This window comes from Aureispira sp. CCB-QB1 (genome assembly GCF_000724545.1).
GTDB lineage: Bacteria > Bacteroidota > Bacteroidia > Chitinophagales > Saprospiraceae > Aureispira.
Genome location: NZ_JHBV01000014.1, coordinates 119,744 through 141,068 on the forward strand (window position 1 = coordinate 119,744; position 21,325 = coordinate 141,068).

16 protein-coding genes are annotated in these 21,325 nt (G+C 35.5%); 3 read left to right on the plus strand and 13 right to left on the minus strand.

Going from position 1 to position 21,325, the window contains the following annotated elements; all coding sequences use genetic code 11:
• The first annotated feature begins 13 nt into the window (after nucleotides 1–13).
• Entirely contained in the window at nucleotides 14–2,449 is a 2,436-nt protein-coding gene (locus CG11_RS05540) for a carboxypeptidase-like regulatory domain-containing protein (RefSeq protein ID WP_156039667.1), read from the plus strand.
• Between the two features lie 337 nt (nucleotides 2,450–2,786).
• Nucleotides 2,787–5,231, plus strand: a complete 2,445-nt coding sequence (locus CG11_RS05545) for a carboxypeptidase-like regulatory domain-containing protein (protein WP_156039668.1) — start codon at nucleotides 2,787–2,789, stop codon at nucleotides 5,229–5,231.
• 147 nt (nucleotides 5,232–5,378) lie between these two features.
• Here CG11_RS05545 and CG11_RS05550 read toward each other — a convergent pair whose 3' ends face one another.
• The 3 genes from CG11_RS05550 to CG11_RS05560 form a co-directional block, all read right to left on the minus strand.
• Nucleotides 5,379–5,894, minus strand: coding sequence for a phage tail protein (locus CG11_RS05550; RefSeq protein WP_052593967.1), 516 nt, complete (start codon nucleotides 5,892–5,894; stop codon nucleotides 5,379–5,381).
• A gap of 47 nt (nucleotides 5,895–5,941) precedes the next feature.
• Nucleotides 5,942–6,457 (minus strand): phage tail protein, encoded by a 516-nt coding sequence (locus tag CG11_RS05555; protein WP_052593968.1) that lies wholly within the window; start codon nucleotides 6,455–6,457, stop codon nucleotides 5,942–5,944.
• A 487-nt stretch (nucleotides 6,458–6,944) separates the two neighbouring features.
• Nucleotides 6,945–7,916 carry a T9SS type A sorting domain-containing protein gene (locus CG11_RS05560; protein ID WP_081909473.1) on the minus strand — a complete coding sequence of 324 codons (972 nt, stop codon included), beginning with the start codon at nucleotides 7,914–7,916 and terminating at the stop codon, nucleotides 6,945–6,947.
• Between the two features lie 356 nt (nucleotides 7,917–8,272).
• On the opposite strand from CG11_RS05560, the gene CG11_RS05565 reads away from it, so the two are divergent.
• A complete protein-coding gene (locus CG11_RS05565) occupies nucleotides 8,273–9,145 on the plus strand; it encodes an anti-sigma factor (protein WP_052593970.1) in 873 nt (290 codons plus the stop codon).
• Between the two features lie 248 nt (nucleotides 9,146–9,393).
• On the opposite strand, the gene CG11_RS05570 is transcribed toward CG11_RS05565, so the two are convergent.
• The 10 genes from CG11_RS05570 to CG11_RS05615 all read right to left on the minus strand — a co-directional run bounded on the left by CG11_RS05570 (nucleotide 9,394) and on the right by CG11_RS05615 (nucleotide 21,226).
• The gene (locus tag CG11_RS05570) at nucleotides 9,394–9,783 is read right to left on the minus strand and encodes an SET domain-containing protein (protein WP_052593972.1); all 390 of its coding nucleotides are present in this window, start codon (nucleotides 9,781–9,783) and stop codon (nucleotides 9,394–9,396) included.
• A 635-nt stretch (nucleotides 9,784–10,418) separates the two neighbouring features.
• Nucleotides 10,419–10,907: a hypothetical protein gene (locus CG11_RS05575; protein ID WP_052593974.1), complete on the minus strand. Its 489-nt coding sequence runs from the start codon at nucleotides 10,905–10,907 to the stop codon at nucleotides 10,419–10,421.
• Between the two features lie 5 nt (nucleotides 10,908–10,912).
• Nucleotides 10,913–12,019 (minus strand): OmpA family protein, encoded by a 1,107-nt coding sequence (locus tag CG11_RS05580; protein WP_052593976.1) that lies wholly within the window; start codon nucleotides 12,017–12,019, stop codon nucleotides 10,913–10,915.
• A 497-nt stretch (nucleotides 12,020–12,516) separates the two neighbouring features.
• Nucleotides 12,517–13,650 carry a glycosyltransferase family 1 protein gene (locus CG11_RS05585; protein WP_052594224.1) on the minus strand — a complete coding sequence of 378 codons (1,134 nt, stop codon included), beginning with the start codon at nucleotides 13,648–13,650 and terminating at the stop codon, nucleotides 12,517–12,519.
• A gap of 137 nt (nucleotides 13,651–13,787) precedes the next feature.
• Entirely contained in the window at nucleotides 13,788–14,420 is a 633-nt protein-coding gene (locus CG11_RS05590; RefSeq protein WP_052593978.1) for an HAD family hydrolase, read from the minus strand.
• Between the two features lie 107 nt (nucleotides 14,421–14,527).
• Complete coding sequence (locus CG11_RS05595; protein WP_052593980.1) at nucleotides 14,528–15,634, minus strand: heparan-alpha-glucosaminide N-acetyltransferase domain-containing protein; 1,107 nt, start codon at nucleotides 15,632–15,634, stop codon at nucleotides 14,528–14,530.
• A 92-nt stretch (nucleotides 15,635–15,726) separates the two neighbouring features.
• The gene (locus tag CG11_RS05600) at nucleotides 15,727–16,317 is read right to left on the minus strand and encodes a nitroreductase (protein WP_063833021.1); all 591 of its coding nucleotides are present in this window, start codon (nucleotides 16,315–16,317) and stop codon (nucleotides 15,727–15,729) included.
• 17 nt (nucleotides 16,318–16,334) lie between these two features.
• Nucleotides 16,335–18,179 (minus strand): IucA/IucC family siderophore biosynthesis protein, encoded by a 1,845-nt coding sequence (locus CG11_RS05605; RefSeq protein ID WP_197043783.1) that lies wholly within the window; start codon nucleotides 18,177–18,179, stop codon nucleotides 16,335–16,337.
• 39 nt (nucleotides 18,180–18,218) lie between these two features.
• On the minus strand, nucleotides 18,219–18,782 hold the full coding sequence (locus tag CG11_RS30360; protein WP_052593984.1) for a GNAT family N-acetyltransferase: 564 nt from the start codon (nucleotides 18,780–18,782) through the stop codon (nucleotides 18,219–18,221).
• Entirely contained in the window at nucleotides 18,779–21,226 is a 2,448-nt protein-coding gene (locus CG11_RS05615; protein WP_052593986.1) for a GNAT family N-acetyltransferase, read from the minus strand. Before CG11_RS05615 ends, CG11_RS30360 begins: the two co-directional genes overlap by 4 nt.
• Nucleotides 21,227–21,325: the final 99 nt, after the last annotated feature.

Consider the following 21,325-nt stretch of genomic DNA (forward strand, 5'->3'; position numbering starts at 1 on the left):
CGATTAAAAACAATTGAAGACACCACGCTCCATAATTGTTTTACTCATTCTGTCTCTATTGGCATACAACAGCTATGCTCAGCAAATTAATGTCCATGCAGAAGCAGAGCCTTTGGGGGAGTTATTGACTAGTTTTCACCAGAACTACAACATTCAGATATCTTTTAATGCTCAATTACTGAATGAATGTCTAATTACAGCCAATCAACATTTTGAATCGCCTTACGAAGCTTTTGATTATTTAGCAGAAGTGTGTGGTTGTAACTATAAGATGTTGGACGGTGTATTTATTGTAACCAAGCCTCGCCCTAGAAAGAGTGTGTACCACAAAGGAGAAACCTACATTTATCAAGGAAAAATAGTGGATAAGATGAACCAAGAAAAACTACCTTATGCAACTATTTTGATCGATAAAACGAGTATTACAACGGATGCCGATGGAAACTTTACATACCAGTCCGACAAACGGAAGGCAAACTTATTGGCTTCGCATGTAGGCTATTTTGTCTTGGACACACTCATCAATGCAGATCGTGGTTTGTGGATTGAATTATCTCCATCTATAACCGAATTACAAGAGATAACGGTGTTATCAACGAAAAAAATAAATTTGCTAAACCCAGAGCAAAAGTCAGGATTGTCAAAGCTAAACAATCGCCAAACACCTTTCTTGCCAGGTAGCAACAACAATAGCTTGTTCTCATTTTTGCGTTTGCAACCAGGAGTGATGGCATCGGGGGAACAAAACAATGGTTATATTTTGTGGGGAGGACAAAAAGGAGAGACGCATATTATTTTTGACGGTATGACAATTTTTAACACCAGTAATTATAATGATAGGATAGGAGCGATCAATCCACTCATGATAAAAGATATAGAGGTGCTTAAGGGGGGCTATAATGTAGATATTGGCGATCGTTTGGGGGGAGTAGTCAATATTACAAGTAAGTCGGGAAATACAGATACATCAACGGTAGAGATAATGGGAACACCAACCTCTTTTAATGGATATTTGAATTTAAATGTAGCTCCTAAGTCAAGTGTTCAGGTTGGAATTCGCTTTGTTGGACCCGATGCTATTGCTTCTCTTACTCAATTTCCTACAGCAATGTTTATAGATGCTACCACGAAATATACACACCGATTTGACGATGGAGCTTCTTTTGCATTTACAACATTGGCAAACGTGGATATTTCGAGGCGTCCTAGAAATATACCTTCTACCACAAGTATAAAAACAGAGTCTCGAATCAGCGAACTGTTAGCAGGTAGTTTTTCATATATCAAGCCTTGGAAGAAACTGGGGCGCTCCAATCTTAGAGTAGCTTATTCCAATTTTGCGACAGATTTTAGTATTTTTTCAGTTCAGAATAATGGAAATGCTCCATCAATACATTTGCAACGTATATACGAACAACGGTTTTATAATAATGTACGAGAAGTATCTATAAAAGGAGATCATAGTTTTCCTGCGCTCCAATACCACCAATTATCGCTAGGGGTGAACTTGACACATAACAGTTCTAAGATTAATCATGGTATTATTGAACGTTTTGCGGATATAGAGCAATATTCTAATCGATTTGGGTTTTACCTAAAAGACGAATTAAGTTTGTTTAAAGGATTGCTTATTCGTTTGGGGATTCGGGCGGATTTGCCATTGCAAAATAAAACTCAATTGTATATACAGCCACGTATAGAGGCGATCTTTTCTCCTTCTAATGCATGGAAAATTAATTTAGCACACGGTGTTTATAATCAGTTTATAACAGAAACAACTTTGGTGGATTTCTATCGAAATTATACTTATCATTGGTCTTTAACAAATGGACAGTATCATACAGTACCTCAAGCTACGCATACTGTTTTAGGGCTCTCTGGGCGTTACCAATATTGGAACTGTAGAGTAGAAGGCTATTATAAGAGAATTAAAAATACATTACAATATTGGAGCAATAGTAACAATAAAATTATAGAAACCTCTTTTGGTAAAACCTACAATTATGGTTTGGATGTGAAGCTTGGAGCACATTATAAAAATCAACAAATATGGTTGGCTTATACCTTAAGTAAATCAGAAGTACAGTTTGATAAAAATAAACCAATTACAAGAGCACCACAAGATCAACGACATGAATTTAAAGTAGCAGGGATGTTTAATTGGAAGCAATTTTTCTTATCTGCCAACTATGTTTATGGAAGTGGTTTCCCAAATATTCACAATCTAACTTCTAACAAAAATATACGTCCATATAGTCGATTAGATGTTGGAGGTTTGTATCGTTTTAAGGTCAAAGAATTGAGTATTGATTTTGGTTGCTCGGTGCTAAACGTACTGAATACATACAATATCCAGTATAATAACTTAGCCAACTTTCCAAAAGAAGGGGAGCAATATATTCAAGCAATGCCAATCAATTTTACGATTTTTGTTCATTTTAAATTTTAATCTAAAAGTTTTGTTATAACAATAGTTCGTTGAAAAACTTTATTAGTTTGATAATCAATAGGTTATATCTTTGTTGTGTTTTATGTTAAAATTTTGATTATCAAACTAATATAAATGTGCTTTTTTATCTTTTTGGTAAAAAAGTAAAAAAGCAACGAACTACTATTATAATATATTCAATAGCTAAAGATGTTGCTAGTACGTACCGCTAACTACGAATACTAAGTGCTCTGCGAAAATGAAAGAAATTTACTTGAAAGAGTTCCAAGAAGTCAGAAAAAATATAATAAAAATAGGTTTGTTTTGAGTGCTAACTAAAAGCAAAAATAGTAAATCATTGAAATTATTAGATTCTCCAATTGCTTTCTTATGGATCATTATCCTATTTGCGTGCCAGAGCCATGCCCAGCAGATTGATGTCTGTGTAGAAGAAAAACCACTTGGAGAATTATTGGCTAGTTTGCACCTAGACTATGGTGTTCAAGTTTCTTTTAATGCCAAGCTTTTGAACGAATGTTTGATTACAACGACTCAAAAGTTTAAATCTCCTTATGAGACTTTGAATTATTTAACCCAAGTTTGTGGTTGTGAGTATAAAATGATAGATGGAGTTTTTATCGTTACCCAAAAACGAAGTTCTAAACGCTATTATTCTAAAAATAAAAAATACATTTATCAAGGTAAAATAATCGATAAAATAAATCAAGAAAAACTACCTTTTGCAACCATTAGAATTGATAAAACAAGCATTACAACGGATTCAGAAGGAAACTTTACGTATCAGTCCGAAGATCAGAGTGCGAATTTATTGGCTTCTCATGTAGGGTATTTTGTATTAGATACTCTTATTAATGCAGATCATGGTTTGGTGATAGCTCTCTCTCCATCTATAACCGAATTGCAAGAAATAACCGTGTTATCTACTCAAAAGATAAAAATTTTAAACCCAGAACAAAAAACAGGTCTGGCTAAAATCAACAATCGTCAAACGCCTTTCTTGCCAGGAAATAACAACAACAGTTTGTTTTCTTTTTTGCGTTTACAGCCAGGAGTGATGGCATCGGGGGAACAAAACAATGGCTATATTTTATGGGGAGGGCAGAAAGGGGAGACTCATATTTTGTTTGATGGAATAACGATCTTTAATACTAGTAATTACAACGATAGAATAGGAGCCATCAATCCTATTTTTATTAAAGATATAGAAATTCTGAAAGGGGGATATAATGTGGAAATAGGAGATCGTTTGGGGGGAGTAGTTAATATTACAAGTAAATCGGGTAATAAAGACACAACTACTTGCGAAATGGTAGGGACGCAAAAGTCATTCAATGGCTATATCAACAAGGGAATAGCCCCTAGTTCTAGCATTCAATTGGGTACTAGAATTGTTGGAGCGCCAGATGCTTCTGTTTATTCCACCAACCTTCTGCCTACCGCTATTTTTGCCGATGTAACTAGCAAGTATACACATCGACTTCAAGATGGCAGCCATCTGAGCTTTACGACTTTGGCTAATTTTGATATGTCGCAACGTCCTTTTCGATTGGGAAACACCAATAGTTATTTGGTATACCAAAGACTGAGCAACTTAATAGGAGGAAGTATGACTTACATAAAACCTTGGAAAGAAATAGGACATACCACGATTAAGATGGCTTACTCTGAATTTGCAACAAATTATAGTGTCTATTCTGTTAGTTTTCAGGATTCTATTTTTACAGTTAGAAATCAAAGAATTTCTGAGCAGCGATTTTTTAATAACGTGGGCGAGTTGTCTGTTCGAGCAGATCATGCTTTGCCTGCTTCGCAATACCATCAATTTTCTTTTGGTGCCAATCTGACCCACAATAAGTCTAAGATTAATCATGGCATTATTAAAAGATTTAGAAAGGTAGAGCAACAGTCTTTTCGTTTAGGAGGATATATCAAAGAAGAGATTAGTTTGTTTCAATGGTTGATACTAAGGATGGGAATACGGATAGATTTGCCTTTAGAGAACAAAACACAATTATTGGTTCAGCCAAGAGTTGAAGCCATTCTCTCCCCATCCAAACAATGGAAAATTAATCTAGCGCATGGCGTTTACAATCAATTTATAACCGAAAACACCTTGGTGGACATTTATAGAAATTATACCTATCATTGGTCGTTAACCAACAGTCGATACCACCCCGTTCCTAAAGCTACTCATACTATCTTGGGTGCTTCTGGACGTTATCGATACTGGAGCTGTCGGGTCGAAGCTTATTATAGACATACTAAAAACACCTTGCAGTATTGGAGTGATAGAAACAGTCAAGTTATCGAGACATCTTTAGGCAAAACCTTTAATTATGGTTTAGATGCAAAATTTTCTGCTCATTACAAAAATCAACAGATATGGTTGGCGTATACTTTGAGCAAATCAGAAGTACAAGTTGATAAAAACAAACCACTTACAAGGGCTCCGCAGGATCAACGGCACGAACTTAAAATAGCGGGAATGTTTAATTGGAAACAAATTTTTTGTTCTGTTAATTATGTGTATGGAAGCGGTTTTCCGAATATACATAATTTGACTTCTTCTCAAAATATAAGACCTTATAGTCGCCTAGATCTGGGCGCTCTTTACCGATTTAAAGTAAAAGAATTGAGTATTGATTTTGGCTTTTCTATCTTGAATGTGTTAAACACGTATAACGTTCAGTATAATAACCTTGCGAACTTTCCCAAAAAAGAAGAACAATACACCAACGCTATGCCTTTAAATTTTACAGTTTTTGCTCATTTTAGATTTTAGTTCTAGTATTTGAAAATGTTGACTAAGTGTTAAGGATGTACTATAAAAAAGAGGTTATTAGATTGTCCTAATAACCTCTTGACTTAATTTTTATACATAGCTCAATCTTGCATTTTACGACAAGAAATGAACTATTTTTATAACTTTTTAATTTCTAGATGGATAAACACCTTCAAGAGCAATAATGTAGTTGACACAACAGAAAGGTTGTATATTGTTATGGGATTGGCTACCACCGGTATTGCTTGCGGCAAGCGGATTTAATGTTGTATTGGCGCTTGTTCCATACTCGTTATCAAAACTACCTGTATTGGCTAAAAAGTTGTTGGTAGGATCATTTGTTGTTCCAACAACACTTGTTGCATTAATAGTATGATTATGAGATGGAATTTGGTTGATTGTCAAGGTTACATCTTCGGTACCTCCTTTTTGACCTAAGCGATAGTTGCTCAAGCCTGGTCCTTGTCGAGGGTTAATTGCAACACGACCACGCAAGTCAGGTAGTGCAAAAGTAGTTCGGCCATCACCTCCATAGGTAGTCCCTAAAATAGAAAATAAGGCAGAATGGCTGTTAATTGCTAACAATTGACCATCACAAAGCGCCCAACCTCTAGGGGCAAAATTACCACCAAACATAATGATTTCAGCAATAAATGGATTCATATTTTTTTAGTTTAGGTTATTTGAAAATTGGATAGGAATAACTATTGTTAGCTTCTAGATGGGAATACCCCTTGCAAAGCAATAATAAAATTGACACAGCAGTAAGGTTGTATATTCGTATGCGATTGTCCCCCTCCAGTGTGTCCTAGGGCATTGCTGTTCATGATGGTGTTGGCTGTTGTTCCATATTCCGAATCAAAGGCACCCGTGTTGGCTAAAAAGTGGTTGGTAGGATCGTTGGTTGTTCCTGCACTGTTGTTTACATTAATCATGTGATTGTGGGAGGGAATTTGATTCGTTGTTAACGTTACAGTCTCTGTTCCTCCTTTTTGCCCCAAACGGTAGTCACTTAGACCTGGACCATTCCCAGGGTGAATGGCAACACGACCACGTAGGTCAGGTAGTGCAAAAGTAGTTCGACCGTCACCACCATAAGTAGTTCCTAAAATAGAAAATAAAGCAGAATTTTGAGCAATAGGTAATAGCTGACCATCGCAAAAAGCCCAACCTCTAGGGGCAAAATTACCGCCAAACATAATAATCTCTCCAATAAAAGGATCCATAGTTTAAAAGTTTTAAGTGTTAATGATATATACAATACTTATCTGTAATAATTATATTACAAAATAGTAAATAAGCACAGAATTAAATAGAACTAATGTTTGTGTGATTTTATAGATTCTATTTCAATAGATATTTATGAAGGATAGCCAACTTAATGTAAATGATCATTTATGATTTAAGATATGTTATTGGACGAAGTACCATTAGTGATTGATACTTAAGTCTATATCAAAAAACGAGGGAGAAAGTATTTAAAAGTTACTACGAAAGTACAGTAGTTCGTTGGGCTTCCTTAGGTCTAGCACCTGAAGAAGTTTATGTAGTGGTATTAACTACGTTGTAGTTCCGATAATTTTTTTGAACGATTACTTCATACTTCCGACTTGTTGCATAACAAAAATAACTTTTTATTTAAAAAATAAAAATAAGTATGCTATAAAATTTGTTTATTTTTTAATTCTATAGAATATTATATTTTGTATAAGATTATTTTAATGTAATTTTTTTGCTAACTGTATGTGTTGCCGTATGAATTCTTGTCCAGTAAAACCCTTTAGGCAAGGAATGTAAGTTTATTTGAAGTTGGTTTTGGGACACAGGAATGGTTCGTAGTATTTGCCCCGTTGTTGCAATAATTTCGATTGTATGCATATCGCGTCCTTGAACATAGACTATGCCTGTTGTAAGGTTGGGGAATAGGTGGATTTTGCCTTGTGAGCCTAGTGGCGTATCAGATGAGGTAGGGACTAGATCTTGCGACAGATAAGCAAATAAATTAAGGTGATATTGGCGATTGCTACTTTGAAAAATATCTGTCTCGTAACGATTGCTTGTTATACGAGGATCTCTAAAAATACGCTCACCAGAGCCTAATATAACTTTGCCTAATCCCCATTTTCTTACTGCTAGTAAAGGAATTCTATTAGAAGAATAACCCAATACATTCCAAGCTGAGCTACTAAAAAAACGACCACTAACATCGGTTTGAATGCTACTTAGTTGCTTGGTTAAAGGGTGTGCTACAAAAGAGGTAATAGCAGTTTCAATCAATGGCCATTCTCGTCCAGTTTGATCGCCATCAACTCCAATAACTTCTATACCAAGTGGTGTCAGTAGGTTGTCATAACCTTTTCTGCTAGTTAAATAAAGTGTCCCACCTTCTCGAACAAAGGTTAAAATAGCCTCTACTTGACTTTGAGAAAAAAGTTGCTCTTGATTCCACGTTTGTCGAAGGTTAAAAAGGGTAAGTGCTGTTTTATTTTCTAAAGATTGAGCCGAAATATCCGAATAAGAAACATTCTGCGGTACGTATCCGCTCTCTTCAATAATAGAACGAAGTTCTGTGGTGTACTTGCTCAATCCAACTGTTAGAATAGTTTGGGCTTGCAGAAAAGAAAGCCCGTTAAGCATATAGATATAACAAAAAAGAACAACTATGGTGACTTTTGATGACAGCATATTATGAAATTTAAGTTGAAAGACCTTTTCTAAAGTACAAAATAAGTATGGAATCGATCGTCTTATCCAATAGAAAATTGATCACAAATACAACATACGCTTCAATATATAATTTGAGATAAGAAAATTGGACGACTCAAAAGTGCGATAAGGGAAAAATCGTTAAAAGTAAAGGAATTCTGACCTATTTATCGACTAGGTATTTGCCTCATCTTTGTTTTATCAGCTTGGCAATTGTTTTTAGCCAAATTGATAACCAATTATTTCTATAACTATGAATGTGTCATTAAAATCTATTTGAGGAAGATTTGCTGTAAGTGCCAATGTGGTGATACATTTAGTAAAAAGTACAAAAGATGAGAATAACAAATTTTTTATTGATTGCCTTAGTCAGTGGATTGTTTATTTTAACAGGATGTCAAGAAACACCAATTACAACCAATAACTTTACAGTCTCTATCGCAGGGCTAGAAGATTTAGGAAATGATTATGTGTACGAAGGTTGGTTAATTGTCAATGGAACTCCAGTTTCTACAGGGACTTTTACCGTTAATAATACAGGAGTTTTATCTCAAACAAGTTTTGAAGCAGATATTAGTGATTTGGACAATGCAACAAAATTTGTCTTATCGATAGAACCTAGTGTCGATAGTGATCCTGCACCTAGTGCTGTCAAAATTCTGGCAGGAGATTTTAGCAACAATACCGCAACGCTTTCAGTTGGAGATGGTGCTGCATTGGGAAGTGATTTTTCTACAGCAGCAGGTTCTTATATTTTAGCTACTCCAACAGATGCTTTGTCTAATAACGAGAATAGTGGCGTTTGGTGGTTGGTACCAGGAGGAACACCCAGCTTAACGTTACCGACGCTACCCAGTGGATGGAGATACGAAGGATGGGCTGTTGTTAATGGAATGCCTTTGAGTACAGGAACATTTACCAATGTTTCAGGAGCAGATGATGCTGCACCTTACAGTGGTCCTAATGCAGGACCAGCTTTTCCTGGCGAGGACTTTTTAACCAATGCTCCTTCTGGAATTACTTTTCCTTTGGATTTGTCGAATGCTAATGTTGTTATTTCTGTAGAACCATTTCCAGACAATAGTGAGAAGCCATTTTTACTAAAACCGTTGGTTGCAACAGTACCCGCTAATGCGACGAATGGTACGTCTTATAATATGAATAATAACAATACTACTAATCCTAGTGGAACAGTGACAAGACCATAATAGGTTACTACAGGATAATTAGATAGCTTACTTATTTTTTGACACCACTTTAGGGGGATGTAAAACTAGGAACGACTAGTAACTAAAATAAAGTGTTTGGATAGATGATTCTATGTGCAAGATAAGATTTTAAGAGGGCTGGATGCTTTTCTTTTAGTAGTATTCCTGTTCTTATGAATTCAAATTTAGTGGTGTATTTATTTATGATGCGTTGATTGGATGGTACTTAAATCAGCGCATCTTTTTTGCTATTTGGTGTCGAACCAAAGCGGAGAGTCATCTTCTGGATTGCCATTATAGTTAATCGTAATTTCTTCGCCAGCAACAATGTCTCTCAAGGCGTGGATATAAAGAACATCCGCATCCATATCAACTTGATAGGTAGCATTACAGGTAAAAGAATGATTGTAAATGCTGCCATAGCCCAAAGCAAGTGCTCCTGCTTGTAAATCCTCGTCCCATTCAAAATAATAATCGTTGATAATGGTCCCTTGCAAAGCTGGAATATCTTCTTTAGGGAGGTATAGGATAGGACAAATTTCTATAATACTACCAGAGCTAATTGGTGCACCTGTAAAAACACCTCGCCCATGCAATTTGCTGTGAGCGACAAAAATATGGGGAATCTGTTGACTCATCTCCTGAACAATAAAAAAATTCTTGGATAACCTAGTTCTAAAATTTGAATGCTTGGCTCGTTATACTTACATGTCTGTAATTATGCTGCGATTAGTTACCCTAGAATGCATGAACAAATGAACAATTTGGTTGACAACATACTTTTTACTTATGTTGGGACAAATATATTATTTTCAGTTTTTTTTAGAAAAAATAAGCTTAGAATTCTTAATGAATAATCGATGTATTATCCATTATTTAGGGGACACGGCAGTGTGCCACAAATTATGCGCTATGAATGTAACTAATCCCAAAGAAAAATCATAGATTTTGTGGTGCTAAACAAAGTCCCCAAGCTTTAGTTCTAAAGAGCCTTCTAGAACAATGGATGAATAAGTGTTAATTTATTAAAATTAAGTAATCGTTCAGAAAAAATTCTATAAACCACGAAGTAGCACCGCAGGTAAAGCCACACTTTTCCTCTTCGATTAGTACTAAAAATAAGGCTATTTTTTAACTATAATTTTTTATGCCCACTTACTACATAGGGAGTATTTTGCCAATTGTACTCGAGGAGCAGTGCAGCAACAGGGTAAAATTAGTGAGAGCTCATGGACCCACTTAATTTTGATCGCTTGTTGTTAGGTAGAGTTTTTTATAACAAGAGCTTATTTATTCTTATTTGAATTTCGTTCTTATCTTTAGATGTTGGCTTATAGCTTTTTAATGTTTTGTAGACACTAATGTTGAATTGTTTTTTCCCTAATCTAGTATCTATAATGTCTTGAATATTCTCCATCCTTTCTTTACAAGTATGTTTTGAAATTTTTTGATTTACACTTGCTTCAATCTGAAATATGAACAGGTCTTCTAATTCATCAATAGGGACAATTTTAAGGATGGAATCTGTTTCAAATTTATCAAGCCATTTGGCAATTGTTCTGTAATTATCATTATTCAATTTTACTTGAGAAGATGAATCATATTTAAGATTTAAAGTATATTCCATAATTCTTTTATTTATGATACTTTCAATATCATGATATTCCCCATTTTTTTTTTCATTTAAGTTGGGGGAATGATTATTCTTGCAAGAATAGAGAAAGATCAATATAATAGTTATTATAGGTAGTATTTTTTTCATTTGTTTTATCTAACAATTACAAGTATTTTTACATATCTGTCTGGATCATCCGATATTTCTCCTTTAGAGGAATATCGGATATCAGCAACTCCTTCAGTTTCTGATTTCTTACCAATAATAGTATCTAGTAGTTTTTTGACATCTAATGCCCGCTGCTCACCTAATTTGTCATTATATCGGTCATTTCCTGTAGTAGTAGTATAGCCAATAACTTTTATATATGCTTCTCTATTTTCTACTTTGTTTTTGAGTTCTTGTTGTAATGAATCCCACCATTTATGAAGAACCCTTAGTTGGTCACAAGAGAGAATTGCTTGATTTTCTGATTCAAAAATTAGCTCTTTTGAGACTGGTGGTGGTGCAATATACTTAAGAGCTTTTAGTTTAAGGGTAGGAGCTATAGATTTTAAGACTTTATCTTTAAATTCTGCTTTTTCTTTTATTGTTTTTGTATCCCAGTTTTTATATTCTTTTTCAACTACTTTACCAGTTGCAAAACCATCAGCATGTACTCTAATTTGTTGCCCATTTTTTATATATTCGATATTAAGAGAAACATCATAATCACTTAAAACTTTACTATTATGAATATTTGTTTTTTCATTAGTATCTATTAAGGAGTAATTTCCCTTTTTATCAACTTTAATTAATGCAAAATAATCTTTTTGTAAAATTTCTACATAAGGATCAGCAAATATGTTTGCATCTATAAATGAAGCTTTTGCCCAAGTACTAATTTCAACTTCGCTGTAGGAGGGAATCTCTATAGTAGGAAAATCTGATTCAGATTCTAATTCAATCTTTTTAGTAAAATAAGGTTTCTCTTTACCTTTATTTAAATCCCAAACTTTAACATAGATAAATGTTTCAAGAGATAGATAAAGTTCGTAATTAATTTGCTTTACTATTGGGTCATCTATTTTAGAAATTTCATTTATTTTTTCTGAATAATAAGCTTTTAATATTTTAATTTTATTTTTAATCCTCCTAAGAGTCTCTTTTTCTTCAGATGTTATAGCTCCATCTTCTTTGAAAAGATTAAGATATTTAGTATATTCCTTTTGTATTTTAACAAGTTCAATATTTACTTTTTTAAGTTCTTCTTTAGTCATACATAAACTCTTTTTAAATTGAATTAAGTAAGTGGGCATAAAAAATTATAGGTAAAAAATAGCCTTATTTTTAGTGCTAATCGAAGAGGAAAGGTGCGGTTTTACCTGCGGTGCTACTGCGTGGTAGCGAGCTAAAACAAATTTTTCCGATGAAGAGTAGTGCAAAAAGAAGGTTGTTTTTATAGAATTTTTTCTGAACGATTACTTATTACCCTAAAGTAGTAATAATAATTCAATTTAAAAAGAGTTTATGTATGAAACTCCTAATTCCACTGTACCCATTTTTACATCGTCTACATTAAAAATGATTTCAGGTTCTCTCATGGTTTTTATTTTAAAACGATTATTAAAAAGTCTAAAGAGCCAGCAATTTTTGTTGAAAAAAATGTTTAAAAATATGAGTATATATTTCAGTGGTTATAATCGAATTATGGGCCAGTAGTGTTGGCATATATCTTAAGTTGAGGTCTCTTTCCAATCACTACTCTGTTGATTGTTTAACGGAGTATTAATTGTTGGTAACAGGTGATTAATTGTTGACTGAGCTTTTGAGGATGAAATAATTGTTGGGCATACTCGTATCCTTTGTTGCACATTGTTTGTGCTAAGGTGGGGTGCTTCAACACTTGTTGAATGGCTTGGGCAAGACCTTGTTCATCGGTTGGAGATACGTACAAAGAATGTGGACCTCCAGCTTCTGTTAGGGCAGAGGTGTTTGCTGTAATAACAGGAGTTTTACTTAATAAAGCCTCAACAACAGGCAAGCCAAAGCCTTCATAAAAAGAAGGGTAGACAAGGAGTGTTGCTTTTTGGTAGAGTGCTTGCAATACTTCATTGGATGCCAAGTCCGTTATCCAGATGATTTTTTTCTCTAACTGCATTGCTTTAATCAGCGTTTGAACTTCTTTTTTATACTGCCCTCCCTGTCCAACGACTACAATAGGCAACTGTTGGTCGGAAGGCAAATATTGGTAAGCCTGAATTAGCAACTTTAAATTCTTACGCTCTTGAATGGTTCCCACAGACAAAACATATCGTTCGGGCAATCTATATTTTTTTAGCAAGGCTTCTATAGAAGTAGAATCATTTAAGGTGTAATAGATAGGATGGCAAGCTTGATAGATAACTTCTATTTTTTCAGGAGCTATCTTATAATATTGTACAATATCTCGTTTTGTATGTTCGCTAATAGCTATAATTCGATCTGCTTGCTGACAACTGTACCTAAATTTTCTATCATATATTTGTCGATCAAAAAAAGAGTACGTTTGGGGATAAACTTTGAAAATTAGATCGTGAATGGTGACGATGCTTTTTATACCGCTGCGTTGAATGCCAATGGGCAATTCGTGGCTAAGACCGTGGTATAGTTCAATAGAATCTGCTTGTAGTTGTTTGGGGATTGAAAAGGTACGCCACCAACTTTTAAACGAAGTTTTGGGGGCAAAAGAGTGGTAGTGCTTGGAATTTAAAAAGGGAGTTGTTCGAGCATCATGGTTAATTTTAGGGCTGTATAAATAGTATTGATGCTCTGGGTGAAAGGTCGCTAAATTAGATACTAGCGTGCGACTGTAATTGCCCAACCCTGTAAAATTGCAAAAAAGTCGTTTGGCATCAAATCCTATTTTCATATGAGTTTGTCCAGTCATTATTCAATTCTGTATTAGCCCATTTATGGATAAACTACCTAGCTAATTTAACGCAAGGAGGTTAAGTGGACTATTGTCGAATGCTACTACTAATCGGTTGTTAGGAAGTAATGTGATTATTATAAATAGTTATCAAGCAAATTCATATCATAAAAAACAGTGGCTCCTGCTTCCTCAAGCTGTTTAGCTGTACGCTTAGAAGCATAGCCAAGCACCTCGAAGCCACCTGTTTTGGCAGCAGTAACACCCGCCAAACTATCCTCAACAATGAGACATTCATGAGGCGCAAAACCCATTGTTTTTGCGGCATGTAAAAATAGGTCGGGTTGAGGCTTCCACTTCTGGATATCATAAGCGCTAAAAATATTATCTTGAAAAAAGTGCGTTAATTTTAACAGCCCTAAATTCAATCGAATTTTCTCTTGAGGAGCATTAGAGGCAACACATCGAGGAAGTGTCAAGCGTTCTAAAGCTGCATGAATTCCAGGGATGGGTTGTAGGCTCTTTTCAAAAGCTTCATAGGTTCGAGCACGATAAATATGGACAATATTAGCAGGAAACTTTTGACCACTAGCTTTTTCTATATAATCAAAACAATATTGCAATGATTGACCAGAAAATTCACCAATAGCTTGTTCTAGAGACATAGAATAGCCCATTTCTTGTGCCAAATCAACAATCGCACCTATTGAAGTAGCTTCGCTGTCAACCAAAACACCATCACAATCAAAAATGATGCACTTAAATTTCATTTCTATCTTTTTGGAACGTTATTTAAACCATTGTCGAAAGATAGAGTAGAAATTTCATAATTCAAAATAATGAGGAAAATGCCGAATTGAATTTAAAAAATGATAGGTTAACGAACAGATATTCCAAGTGTTTTTTTCTTCTTTCTAAAAGAAACTTTATGCATTTTTTCATAATAAAAATGAATAAAATAAGTGAAAATGGTGATGATAGGAATAAGGACAAGAACAACGCCAACACCATGTTGTTGGTACCCCAAGATTCCCATTCCAAAACAAATAATAACCCATTGAAATACATATAGTAACGTAACTCGTTGGCTAGAATAGATCAAAAAATTAAAAAATACATTAGGGGCAAAATAGCCTGCAATTTTGTTAACAATGAACAGCAAAACAAGATTAAAACCTAATAAGTAGATAGCACCACCTGGTCCTAAATGAAAATAATCGTTAAAGTGGTAGCTAAAATTGCTATAAACTAACCCTCCTCCAATAAGAAGAAACAGCAGACCATATAGTAGCATTTGCCTAAAAATAAACGTTTGATGGTTGTTTTTTTCCTTGAACCACCTGCCAAAAAACATGCCCGCTAAAATAAAAAAGAACCAAGGAAATACTGCAAAGTAAACATTCCATTCTCCTCCCCAAAGTAGATCCAAGCAATAGTCAACACCTATTATATCCAAACGAATACCTCGTACGAATGGGGTAATGATTAGTAGAAGTAGTCCTATTGCCAATGGAATAAACTTGTTATTGCCCAATTTTTGAACCCCAACCAAAAGTAATAGCGAAATTCCTGCTAATTGCAAGATGTCGCCCGTTAATAATAGATAAGTTAATTGCCCAAACTCTAGTGGAGTTGTCCAACCATAGGCTGCTATAAATTCAGTAGGTAGAATACCTAAGAAATAGGGAACAACAAACTTAAAGAGATTCATTCCATAACCAAATCCCAATAGCCCTAAGGCTCTACGAATGATAGCACGGGTACTCTGTCTTTTAGATAGACAAAAAGAGAAGCCCATGGCGATTAAGAACATTGGAGTACCTTTTCCGATGAAATGAATACTCGTTCCAAGCCAAGTGCTACTTTGAGTATAAGGATTTCCATACATCCATAATGTATGAACAACAACAACAAATAGGACACTGATTCCTCTTGCCAAGTCGATGGCAAGTACTCTATTTCTATTATTAATATTTGGATTCATTTGTATTTTATTTTGGTTCATTGATGCTAATAAGCGATAATCTAGTTAACGCCAAGAGTTGCTCACGAGGGAAGCTAATCTTTAGCAATTGTTTATTCTGACCAACTTAATTTTTTTCGTAATAATTTTCTTCTTCTTTTGGGAGGTGCTTGTTTGGGAGAATAGTATCCCATATAAAAAAGCCCCAAACACCGTTCATTTTTTTTAAGACCTAATTGAGCACCATATAAAATAGCAGCTTCAGAGCTATCCCAATAGCCCCCTATGTCATAAGCAGTACAGGACAACCACAAGTTTTGAACGGCACAAGCAACAGCAGCGAGTTCCTCCCATTCTTTAATGTTTACTTTTAAAGAACGTTGCATAATAATAGCGACCATCGTAGCATGTTGTGGATAGTGGCGTGTCTGTTCGTATCGGGAAGGAGGGAAATCTTTCTCGTGCCATTCTCTTTGATAATAGTCTAGTAAAAAAGTGCCCAATGCTTTTCGATGCTTGCCTCTCAAGACCACAAAACGCCAAGGTTCCGTACATTTATAATTAGGTGCCCAAGTCGCATTGATGATTAATTCTGTTAGTATCGAATCAGGGATTTCTTTAGCTAAAAAATCATCGGCATAAACACTTTTTCGGGTGCGAATGATTTCGCTTAAAAATGCAGCTTTATTTTTTTCATTCATCATTTTGTTAGATAATTACTTTACAGCGTATTTAGCTCTTTTGATGGATAATTATTGGTAGAGTAGCTCAATGCTTGATTGGCATAGCAAGCGATTGGATTGTTAAGCATACCCGCAAATTGCAAACTATTCATGGGATCTTCCAAATCAAGCATCTGTTGATTGTTGCGGATTTGCAAGCGATTCAAGCAGCATTTTTTGAATTGAGGAACAAAAAGATTGTAGCGTTGATATTTTTCTGCATAGCTTGGAAAGCGTTTTTGGTAGTCGTGTACACATTCTGCTACAAGTTGCCAAAATGAATCTTCTGAAAAATGAGTTTGTTCATTAAGAATAGCGCTCATAAATCTAAAGTAACAATCAAAAACATCGGTAAACAACGACAATATTTTCATTTCATCGGTTGTTTCGACAAACACTCGTTGAGCGGCTTTAGGAAGTGTCAATTCTTTGTTGTAAAGAAGAATTTCTTCTGTAATATCTTTCATGAAAATACCCGTTGGTAAATTGTCTTCTAAAATGAGAATGACATTTTCACCATGAGGCATAAAGACCAATTCATACTTAAAAAAACAATGCAATAGCGTAGAAAAATAAGCTTTTAAATAGGCTTTTATCCATGTTTCTATAGAATGACCAGATGCTTTTATGAGTTCTGGCAGAAAGGCTGTTCCTTGATGATCTATATGTAACAAAGCCGCCATTGTCATGACTCGTTGCGATGCCGTTATTTTGGATAGAGGGCTTTCTCTCCATAAAGCAGAAAGCATCTTATTATGGGCGCAAGAGTTGCCTAGTTTTTCATAAAAATGATTGGTATATCCGATGGTAGCAACTTCACCCAACATAAGAAAACCACATTCTTGCAAATAAGCATCAGGCTCTAATAATTGGTTAATCCAGTCTGTAATGACAGGGGTGCTTTTCATATAATTAGGAGACAAGCCTCTCATAAATCCCATATTAATAATAGACAAAGCCGTTTTGGTATAAAAATGATTGGGCTTATCCTTATTATATAGTGTGCGAATAGATTGCTGAGCGACATAGCTGTCTTTAGACGTTCCTAAATATAAGAGTCGTTTTTGGGCTAAATCGGGGGCAAAAACCAACGCTAACTTATTGAACCATTGCCAAGGATGTACAGGAATGAAAATGAAATCATCAGGATTTTGTCCCAACTCGATTATTTTTTTATTAAAATCCTGTATCATCGAAAGTCCTAATTCTTGTTCCAAAAGTTGCTGGTAACTCAAGGCTTGAATAGCACTAAAACAAGTGCGAGTCTTATGTCCTGCCAACCAAACTAAAGTAAAAGGATTGGCTGCCTCTGGAGCAAACGCTTCGTAATCATTTCCATCAAAGCCTATGCGACCACTATTGGCTATAAAACAAGGATGCCCTTCTACCATTGCTTGCTCTATGGTCTGAAAATCGGTCTGAACCAATGCTTTTGAGTTATTTTTTTGATGACAGTATTTATATGCTTGACTAGAAAGTGTGCTGGTCAATTCTTCTAAGTAGGTAGGGCAGACGCTTGCCGTAATTCCCAATTGAATTTCAAATTCTAAAACAAAAGCAAGTAAGTCTAGCGTCTCTTTTTGACCATAATTGATCTTGGTAAGAGACGCTTCGTCGATGTGCCAGTGTTCTAACGCTAATATTTTAGCATCAAATTGATAATAAATATTAGGATCATCAGCGTAGACAATATATGAAGTATTACTATCCTTTCTTAACGTTGGCTTTATTAGTCCTTCGTGCGCTAATTCAGCCATTGCTTTTTTTAGTTGTTTTCGATTGACAATAGCCCAACTGTCAGGATTTAGATGTTGAATAATCGAATGATGGTAAGATGAAGTCATTGATAATATATTTAAATCTTTGATGGTTTAAGAAACTGCTTAATAGACAATACATTCAGCTCGACTTTGCTGATAAGCCTCGTAAGTACAGAAAGCTAAGAAAGCTTTTTTGTCAGGTAGGTTGACCTGTTTGTCGTAGACAAAACCCGCTCGTTTGTTAAGGCGATGAATTTTGTGATTATTGACATCTGGTTCGACAACAATGCGTTTGCAATGGTTTTGCTCAAATAAAAAATCCATAATGCTAGAAAAGACATGCCAAGTGAAACCAGAAATTCGATGTTGAGGAGGTTTGACCAATACATGCATGCCGCAATCTCCTTCTAAAACGGGGTAATGTTGCCCGATAGGATCCGTTTTGGGGTTGTAAGATTCCATCAAGAAAGCAGCTTCATTCTGTATCTCCCCAATATATACCTTATAGTCAGGGATACTGAGCAAATGCGTGTAAGTTGTAATCAGCTCCTCTGCCGTAGCATCTAACATACCCCAATATTGAGCATGTGGATTGTTGACCCATTTCAATAAACAAGCAGCGTCTTTTTTGACACTAAATGGTCGAAAGGAAATAGGATGTGTTTCTTTTAACGGTGTTTGGTTCATAAAGCAGCCTGGTTGATGATGGAAGAAGTTGTTGTTGTGTTGTAATTTGCAATAGGATTTTTTAAGCGCCCAACAAATTGTAACAGAGCCGTCGGATCATCTAAATCAATCATTTGCTTGCCATTATTTAGTTGGAGGCGATTTAAACAAGATAATTGAAAATCAGGTGCAAATAAATCGTATTGCTCGAACTTAGATTGTAGTTCGGGGTATCTAGCTTGGTAGTCTAATATGTTTTCGGCTACCAATTCCCAAAATCGTTGCTCGTCATAGTTGGCGTGCTCTACTAGAATCTGTGCCAAAAAACGGAAGAAGCCGTCAAAGATGTCAATGAAAATAGAGAGTAGTTTTACATCTTCATCAACAGGGGCATACATCCGCTCTAATCCTTTGGGAAGCTCTATATTAGGATTTAAAATAACGGCTTCTTCTGTAATATCTTTCAAAAAGACCTTGATAGGCATATGATTGTCAAACACAAGAATTAAATTTTCACCATGTGGCATAAAGACCAAGTCATATTGATAGAAACAATGTAGGAGAGGACTTAGGTAGGCTTTGAGATACTTTCGAAGCCAGTGGTCGGTTGTTAAGCCAGAAGCTTTGATAAGTTCGGGCAGCAAAGCATCGCCATTTTGATCTACGTGCAGCAGTGCTGCCATCGTCATGACTTGTTGCCCTTCTTGAAGTTTGGAAGTTGGGCTTTCTCGCCACAAAGAGGCCAGCATTTTGTTATAATCATTGTGAGGACCCAATTCTTCATAATAAGGATTGATATAACTAACCGATGCAATTTCTCCGAGCATTTCAAAGCCAGTTTCTTGTATATATTTGTCTTGATGTAGTAAATTTTCCAACCAAACTGCCATTTGAGGAGCTGTTCCTAAATAATACATTGGAAGCCCTCTCATAAAGCCCATATTGAGAATGGATAAGGCTGTTTTGGTGTAAAACTTATGAGGATGTGTACTGTTGTATAAGGTGCGTATGGACTGCTGCGCAAAATACTGATCGTTGCCATAACCCAAACAAATAAGTTTGCCTTGAGCTATTTCGGGCGCAAATATATTGGATAATTTATTGAACCATTGCCAAGGATGGATAGGAATGAAATAATAATCCTCAGGGGCAAAACCATCGTCTGTTATCATTTTCGAAAACATCGCACGTGTTTCAGCATCCAATTCTTGTTGAATTAGGGTTTCGTAAGGCAAATCCTTTGTCCCCGCATAGAATGTTCGATCTTTGTGCCCTGCTAACCACAGTAGAGAAAATGAATTGCCCGATTCAGGGGCATAAGCTCTATAATCACCGCTATCAAAACCAATACGACCATTGTTGGCCACAAAACCAGGGTGTCCCTCCATCATGGCTTGTTCGATTGTTTGAAAATCAGCATAGACCAATTCTTTGGCACAAGGATTTTGTTTGATGTGTTTATAGGCACTGCTATAGAGAGTGCTGGTGATTTCCTCCAAATAAATGGCTAAATTCTTTTGTTGTATCCCTAAAGCATTTTTAAACTCTTTGATAAACAAAAGGGCATCTAATGAAATAGGGGTTCCTGTCTTGGTTTTGGTGATAGAATCTAAAGCTATGTACAAGTGATTCAAGGCCATTTCCTTGGCCTTAAAAGTATAGACAATGCTAGTATCATCTGTTGTTAAGGTATACGTATTCCAACCTTCTGAACTTTCTTGAATTACAGGTTCAATTAGGCGTTCGTGTGAAAACTCACAGATTGCTTTTTTGATTAATAGACGATTGACCTGTTGCCATATTTGTGGTTGAATATGTGCAATGGCTTGTTGTGGTGAAACAATATTATTATTGGTCGTATTCATAGCACTTCGTTTGATCATGCGACGGGTCTTTTGATTGATGATAAAATCTTTTTTTTCATAAAAAGCAAGTTGTGCTGTTTTGTGCGGTAGACTGACAATTCGATCTAAAACAAAGCCAATGCGCTCACAAATGGCAAACATCTTCTTGTTTTGAATATCTGGTTCTACTAAAATGCGTTCAACAGTTGGATTGCTAAAAATAAAGCGACTGATGGCATCAAAAATATGCCATGTAAAGTTGGGAATCGGTTGTTCTGCGGGGGCCACCAATACATGGATGCCACAGTCACCAATTCGCTGACTATAGTAGTTGGAAATGAGGTCTTTTTCAGGATCATATCGTTCCAATAAAAAGGCTGGCACTCCATTGTAGTAGCCCATAAAAACATCGTAATGTTTTGGGTGAATTAGCTTTTGGTACTCTAGTTTTACTTGCTCTAGGGTTGTATCTTGCAATCCCCAAAAAAAAGCATATTCTTGATTGACCCATTGGTGAATTAGTGGAACATCTGTTGTTATATCAAATGGGGCTAACTCAATGGTGCCAAAATGCTCGTAACTGATTTGATAGAGTACAGTTTCTTTTTTATCTTTTATCATAATATTAAATCGTTATAATCTTATTGACAATAGTTGGCTTTGTTACTCCCTGCGGTCGTGAGCTCGTTGCGCTCGGTTCGCTGCTACTATTATTGATAG

Excerpts from the sequence above, each read along its gene's own strand:
- CG11_RS05550 (WP_052593967.1), bottom strand. The coding sequence starts at position 5,894 with ATGAATCCATTTATTGCTGAAATCATTATGTTTGGTGGTAATTTTGCC.
- CG11_RS05555 (WP_052593968.1), bottom strand. The coding sequence starts at position 6,457 with ATGGATCCTTTTATTGGAGAGATTATTATGTTTGGCGGTAATTTTGCC.
- CG11_RS05560 (WP_081909473.1), bottom strand. The coding sequence starts at position 7,916 with ATGCTGTCATCAAAAGTCACCATAGTTGTTCTTTTTTGTTATATCTAT.
- CG11_RS05565 (WP_052593970.1), top strand. The coding sequence starts at position 8,273 with ATGAGAATAACAAATTTTTTATTGATTGCCTTAGTCAGTGGATTGTTT.
- CG11_RS05570 (WP_052593972.1), bottom strand. The coding sequence starts at position 9,783 with ATGAGTCAACAGATTCCCCATATTTTTGTCGCTCACAGCAAATTGCAT.
- CG11_RS05575 (WP_052593974.1), bottom strand. The coding sequence starts at position 10,907 with ATGAAAAAAATACTACCTATAATAACTATTATATTGATCTTTCTCTAT.
- CG11_RS05580 (WP_052593976.1), bottom strand. The coding sequence starts at position 12,019 with ATGACTAAAGAAGAACTTAAAAAAGTAAATATTGAACTTGTTAAAATA.
- CG11_RS05585 (WP_052594224.1), bottom strand. The coding sequence starts at position 13,650 with ATGAAAATAGGATTTGATGCCAAACGACTTTTTTGCAATTTTACAGGG.
- CG11_RS05590 (WP_052593978.1), bottom strand. The coding sequence starts at position 14,420 with ATGAAATTTAAGTGCATCATTTTTGATTGTGATGGTGTTTTGGTTGAC.
- CG11_RS05595 (WP_052593980.1), bottom strand. The coding sequence starts at position 15,634 with ATGAATCCAAATATTAATAATAGAAATAGAGTACTTGCCATCGACTTG.
- CG11_RS05600 (WP_063833021.1), bottom strand. The coding sequence starts at position 16,317 with ATGATGAATGAAAAAAATAAAGCTGCATTTTTAAGCGAAATCATTCGC.
- CG11_RS05605 (WP_197043783.1), bottom strand. The coding sequence starts at position 18,179 with ATGACTTCATCTTACCATCATTCGATTATTCAACATCTAAATCCTGAC.
- CG11_RS30360 (WP_052593984.1), bottom strand. The coding sequence starts at position 18,782 with ATGAACCAAACACCGTTAAAAGAAACACATCCTATTTCCTTTCGACCA.
- CG11_RS05615 (WP_052593986.1), bottom strand. The coding sequence starts at position 21,226 with ATGATAAAAGATAAAAAAGAAACTGTACTCTATCAAATCAGTTACGAG.